We start from the raw sequence: 2,717 nt of genomic DNA, 5'->3' as shown, positions 1-2,717 counted from the left end.
TACCAAACTAGGCAATTGGATTAACCAGATCATTCTCCGCCGTGGGCTGCAAAAAGGCGTGGTCGCCGTTGCTCATAAACTGGCACGCATTAGCTGGATCTTGCTACAAAAAAGCGAGGCATTTAAAGCAGCGTAACTGTATTTATCTCATCCGGGTAGTCGTTAGTGTGATGAAATAAACGGGGTTATCCGCCCTTCTCAGAACCTGGCCAAGACACGATCGTTAAAGATCGAGAGACTGTTTTTAGGTGGGAAGGTGCGGATCTCATCAGGGCTCCAGGCCAAGGCCTGATCAGAAGCCGAATATATATCAGCACTACCATCAACTCGCATGAACCACCGTTCATCATAGCGACCGAGCGATGAGTAAAAAAAGAGATTAATCAGGGGTGTCCAGGCGCCACGGCATCTTTATGCCTTGACACCGGGAGAGCGTCTATATATGTCTCGTTTGCAGTGGATATCTTGCGGCACTACCTGTTCAGCACGCCCATTTAACGCCACCGCCTTAAACGCCACACACGCTCCTCAAAAGCCAAAACAGCGGCAACGATACTGCCAAAGGTGGGAAAATCGCTTTTAAACGCCTTTTAAACGCCCTGTGCGGCTTTTCTGAGGCAGCTTTAGGCGCTACTCTTTACCCAGAGACCAATTCAGGGATGAATCATGAAGCACCTTCTATATATAGGCATGCTTACCACCGCCGCCATCGCCACCCATGCCCAGGCTGAGGAAAACCTGCTGAGCTGCTGGCAAAAGGCTAGCAAGACCGAACCCTACGTTACCCAGATCAACTTCACCATCATCGACGGCCAATGCGTCGACCGCCGCCCTCAGTGCGTTTACAAGGGCAAGACTTACCCCATTGGCCATTTAGATGAAGCAAGACAATTTCTCTGCCGCGTCGGCTACGACGACGGTGCCAGCGCCGCTGAACGCGGCAAAGCCAATGCATACTGGACAAGTGAGATGGATTTAGTGGCAGGTGAGTAGAGTTCTGGACTCACGGTAATTGTCTAATCACGTCTTGGTCAGCTACCTGTTACAGCGGGTGGGGACTCTCCTGCTAAGTAATACTTTGGAAGAGCGTCAAGTGCAGTAGTTACCCTCAAAATTACATCGCATTCACTTAAGTACTAGCGATGATCCAGGCATTGTGGCCGTCACTTTTTTGTCTTTGAGCTTTTAATCAAGGATGTTTTGAAGTTTTTCTAAATAACTACCAGTGTTTAGAACACTAAGAAGGAATGTATCGTGGGTGAAGAGAAAAGTAGATACCAAAAGCTTTATCGTTTTGAGCCCCTGGAAAATTGGGTTGACGATGAAGAAGATCCAAAAATGAATAAACGGCGTATAGAAACCGTCCGAGAAGGATCTATTTGGATGAGTATTCCAGATAATTTCAACGATCCCTTTGATGCACGACACACGATTACCAACTCTGCGCCTGGAATGATTCCAGAGCTACTCTGTGCTATTAGATCTTTGTATGCAGGATTTTCGAAGAATGCAACACAAGAGCAAAAAGAAAGAATAGAAGTATACGAGCGCTTAAGATCGCGCTGGATCCTTGATGATAGGGTTCAAAGAGAACTAATAAAGCTTGTCGATTCGACAGGAGATCGGTATCTCAACGACTCAACGCTGCCAGATTCGATTGCAGATGTATTGAGGTCTTACAGAATGACCTGTTTTAACAGTACAGGAATTAGCAGCCCGTTGATGTGGGCTCACTATGGTAGGAATCACCAAGGATTTTGTGTTGAATATGAGGTAGATCTTAATGCTAAAGAAAATTGGGTCGATTACAGCTTGCAGTCAGTCGTATACTCATCTCGCTTTGACTACAAAACACTTACTGATGCACTTCTTCAGCCTGAAAAGTTCGTGAATTGGTATTGCTGGACCAAATCTGTCGACTGGAGCTACGAGAAAGAGCATCGCCTTGTTTGCTTTGATTACAAATCTGAGGGCTTGCACAAATTGCCAGAAGGCTTGAGGGTGTCAGCCATTCATATCGGTGCCAATTGTGATCCAAGGCACGAGCGGCTGCTTTTAGAGACGTGTAGAGAGTTATCAATCACTCCATTCAAAATGAATGTCAATCCTGAGTTGTTTGAAATTAATAGCGAGGTAGTTGATAGTTGATATGACCATGAGAAGATTTAATGAAGTAATGATGGGGTTGGTTTTAGTCGCCGCCGCTTCACTTCTAGTAGCAACACTCCCTGGCTTGGATTCTTCTGAAAAAATTATTCTGGTGAGTTCAGCATCCGCGATATTCACAGGCTTGGCAGCGCTAATGACCGCGAGAGCGGCCAAGGCGGCGGAACACTCAGCTACTCAATGGAGAGATATAAAACGATGCGATGTGGTTCTAGGTTACGTGGAAGAATCCACAAATGAGATATTTTTATACAAAGATTACTTGTATGAAATGTCCAGCTGGCTTAGTCATATAGCCAATGCCCCTGATGGTCATTTGCTTGTAAGAGATTTTGATACTGTTAGTGATTTTTCAGGGAAAACACTTTCTTCCGCTGGAAAAATCTACAAATCTTCTAGAATGGCCCTCGCTCTATCTAAAGAAAATACTGAGTTAAGCCTGCCTCTTCTGGATAGTATTAATGAACTACAGTCTGGTCTAAGTTTGGGAGGGTGTTCAAAATTCTGTGTCAGCCAGTCACAGGTCGATGTGAGCGTCTAAACGCCCCTCA

At 45.6% G+C, this 2,717-nt stretch carries 3 protein-coding genes; all 3 read left to right on the top strand.

Features of this window, described 5'->3' with window-relative positions; genetic code table 11:
* The first annotated feature begins 666 nt into the window (after nucleotides 1-666).
* The 3 genes from IE090_RS17695 (at nucleotide 667) to IE090_RS17685 (ending at nucleotide 2,707) form a co-directional block, all read left to right on the top strand.
* On the top strand, nucleotides 667-993 hold the full coding sequence (locus IE090_RS17695; RefSeq protein ID WP_189390445.1) for a hypothetical protein: 327 nt from the start codon (nucleotides 667-669) through the stop codon (nucleotides 991-993).
* Between the two features lie 261 nt (nucleotides 994-1,254).
* Nucleotides 1,255-2,148, top strand: coding sequence for a DUF2971 domain-containing protein (locus tag IE090_RS17690; protein ID WP_189390444.1), 894 nt, complete (start codon nucleotides 1,255-1,257; stop codon nucleotides 2,146-2,148).
* 1 nt (nucleotide 2,149) lies between these two features.
* Nucleotides 2,150-2,707 carry a hypothetical protein gene (locus IE090_RS17685; protein ID WP_189390443.1) on the top strand — a complete coding sequence of 186 codons (558 nt, stop codon included), beginning with the start codon at nucleotides 2,150-2,152 and terminating at the stop codon, nucleotides 2,705-2,707.
* The last annotated feature ends 10 nt before the right edge of the window (nucleotides 2,708-2,717 follow it).

The sequence above is a fragment of the Bacterioplanes sanyensis genome, assembly GCF_014652515.1.
GTDB lineage: Bacteria > Pseudomonadota > Gammaproteobacteria > Pseudomonadales > Oceanobacteraceae > Bacterioplanes > Bacterioplanes sanyensis.
Note: the sequence above shows the minus strand (reverse complement) of the source record. Positions and strands in the feature narration are given on the sequence as shown.